Origin of the sequence: Tardiphaga sp. (genome assembly GCF_028290785.1) — a bacterium.
GTDB lineage: Bacteria > Pseudomonadota > Alphaproteobacteria > Rhizobiales > Xanthobacteraceae > Tardiphaga.
Window position 1 is genome coordinate 1 of the sequence record NZ_JAQGJD010000101.1, and the last position, 2,771, is coordinate 2,771.

The 2,771-nt window shown below is 63.1% G+C and carries 4 protein-coding genes; 2 read left to right on the forward strand and 2 right to left on the reverse strand.

Translation table 11 applies throughout. The features are described from left to right. Window positions 1–514 (reverse strand): NAD(P)-dependent oxidoreductase (locus JWR89_RS05525; protein ID WP_299712777.1); only part of this gene is annotated, 514 nt, incomplete at its 3' end. 188 nt (window positions 515–702) lie between these two features. Here JWR89_RS05525 and JWR89_RS05530 point away from each other — a divergent pair. Further along, a complete protein-coding gene (locus JWR89_RS05530) occupies window positions 703–996 on the forward strand; it encodes a nucleotidyltransferase family protein (RefSeq protein WP_299712780.1) in 294 nt (97 codons plus the stop codon). Then, window positions 993–1,355: a HepT-like ribonuclease domain-containing protein gene (locus JWR89_RS05535; protein ID WP_299712782.1), complete on the forward strand. Its 363-nt coding sequence runs from the start codon at window positions 993–995 to the stop codon at window positions 1,353–1,355. The genes JWR89_RS05530 and JWR89_RS05535 overlap by 4 nt, the downstream gene beginning before the upstream one ends. Before the next feature lie 45 nt (window positions 1,356–1,400). Here the strand turns inward: JWR89_RS05535 and JWR89_RS05540 are convergent. Further along, a partial coding sequence (locus tag JWR89_RS05540; RefSeq protein ID WP_299712785.1) for a toprim domain-containing protein occupies window positions 1,401–2,771 on the reverse strand: 1,371 nt, incomplete at its 5' end.

The following is a 2,771-nucleotide window of genomic DNA, read 5'->3' on the forward strand; positions in this document are numbered from 1 at the left end:
TGACGATGTCGAAGTCCCACAGCGCCGCGAGGCGCGCGGCGACTTTCTCGGAGGTGTATTTGGTGATGGCGTAGAGCGATACGGGGTCGCAGGCCATGTCTTCATCGAGCAGCGCGTGGCGAAAGGCGGTGGCGCCATAGGCGCCGGCGGAGGACAGGTTGATCACGCGCCCGACGCCATGGCGGCGCGCCGCGACGAGGATCGGCGTCTGTGCCAGCAGGTTGACGTGGAGAATGGTTTCGGGATCGGCGGCGTCGCGCTCGGCGCTGGCGGTAATCGCGGCGCCCATGACGATGGCGTCAATGCCGGAAGCGATTGCCGCCTCGACGGCGTCGCGGTCGAGCACATCGCCCTGCACCATCGCCAGCCTGCCGCCATGGCCGGCAAACGCGCGCTGCGCGACAGCCGGCAGGCCGGCGCGGTCGAACAAGGTCACCGAATGGCCGCGCCCGAGCAGCGCTTCCGCGATATTCAGCCCGACAAAGCCGGTGCCGCCGAAAACCAGAATCTTCATGCATGGATCCGAAGACCGAAGCGCCGGTCCAGGGCTCTGTTTGGACCATCGGCGCAGGTCTCGCCAAGCCCCTTTTGCAGGCGCATGGCGCTCATGCCGCGGGCAATGGGGCGGCACCGCCGATAGCATTTTCCGGCGGATCGTCTATAACTACCACTTCAGAATAATCGTTAGGTCGAGTTTCAACCGTGAAGCCATCGATTGCATTGCGGGAGCATCGCGACGAGGTCCGTGAGGTCCTTGATCGGTTCCGCATGAGCAATCCCAGGATTTTCGGATCAGCATCCCGAAACGAAGACACGGAAGATAGCGATCTCGACATTCTGATCGAAGCTCCGTCCGAGACGTCGCTGTACGATCTTGCGCAAGCAGAGCTCGAACTCGAAGCTATTCTGGGTTGCAAGGTCGATCTGCTGACCAGAGGGTTCCTGGCGCCTGACGTGATTGATCGAGTCGAGGGCGATCTGCGTCCGATACCATGAGCAAACGTACCGTCGTTGACTGGCTGTCCGACATTGTCTCTTGGGGAGAGCGTCTCGAAGGTCACTTGAGAGCTGTCGATCGAGATGCGTTCTTCAGGGATAAGATGCTTCAGGATGCGGCCTGTAAATGTGCGGAGGCAATTGGCGAGGCAGCTGGAAAGCTCGACGACCTTTACCCCGATCTGAACCAGGGCTTTCCTGATCTGAACCTAAAGCTGGCTCGCAGGAGCCGCGACCGTCTCGCCCATGGCTACTACCGTATCGAACTCGAAATCCTCTGGATCACGGTCACATCCGCAATTCCGAAGACGGTCGCTGCCGCAAGGGAAGCAAGGCTCAAATACGGCAGTGGACTCTAGAACTAGTCGGTTCGCCTTTCAGCGAAGCGCCCCACCCGCTAGCCCCTACACATCCACGTTCGCGCTCAGCGAATTCTCCTGGATGAAATCGCGGCGCGGTTCGACCACGTCGCCCATCAGCTTGGTGAAGATGTCGTCGGCCTCATCGACTTCCTTGACCTTGACCTGCAGCAACGAGCGTTCGTTGGTGTCCAGCGTGGTTTCCCACAGCTGGCCCGGGTTCATCTCGCCGAGGCCTTTGTAGCGCTGCAGGGCCACGCCCTTGCGGCCGGCGTCGGTCACCGCCTCGAACAAAGTGACGGGGCCGTGGATCGGGAATTCCAGATCCTTGCGGCGCAGGATGCCGGGCTTCGGATAGGCCTCCTGCAGCGAGGCTGCGTATTCATCGAGCTTGCGCGCGTCGGCGGAGCCGAGCAGGGCGTCGTCAATGAAGGCTACGTCTTTCACGCCGCGGATGGTGCGCTCGAAGAAGAAGCCCTCGCCCTCGCGGAACGCGCCGACCCAGCCGCGCTCGACCTCGTCGGCCAGCGCATCGAGCCGGCGCGCGATATAGGCAGCGGCCTCGTTGGCGGTCGCGAGGTCGCTGGTGACCTGCGGGTTGAGCACGCCGGCGATCGCCGCCTGCTCCACCACCTTGCGATTATAGCGGCTGTGCAAATTGTGCAGCGTGCCGCGAATGTGGCGGGCGTCTTCGACCAGCGCCAGCAAATCGCGGCCGCCGCGGTCTTCACCCGTGGCCAGCTTGAACACGCAGTCGTCGAGGCCGGTCTCGATCAGGTAATCTTCCAGCGCGCGCTCGTCTTTGAGGTACTGCTCGGACTTGCCGCGCGTCACCTTGTAGAGCGGCGGCTGCGCAATATAGAGGAAGCCGCCCTCGATCAGCGTCGGCATCTGCCGGAAGAAGAACGTCAGCAGCAGGGTGCGGATATGCGCGCCATCGACGTCGGCGTCGGTCATCAGGATGATCTTGTGGTAGCGCAGCTTGGCCAGATCGAAATCGTCGCGACCGATGCCGGTGCCCAATGCCGTGATCAGCGTGCCGATCTGTTCGGAGCCCAGCATCTTGTCGAAGCGCGCGCGCTCGACGTTGAGGATCTTGCCGCGCAACGGCAGCACCGCCTGGAATTCGCGGTTGCGGCCCTGTTTGGCGGAGCCGCCTGCGGAGTCACCCTCGACGATGAACAGTTCGGACTTGGCGGGATCGCGTTCCTGGCAGTCGGCGAGCTTGCCGGGCAGGGAGGCAATATCCAGCGCGCCCTTGCGCCGGGTGAGTTCACGCGCCTTTCGCGCAGCCTCGCGCGCGGCGCCGGCCTCGATCACCTTGCCGACAATCACCTTCGCTTCGGCCGGATGTTCCTCAAACCAGGTGGCGAGAGCCTCGTTGAGCACGTTCTCGACCACCGGGCGGACTTCCGA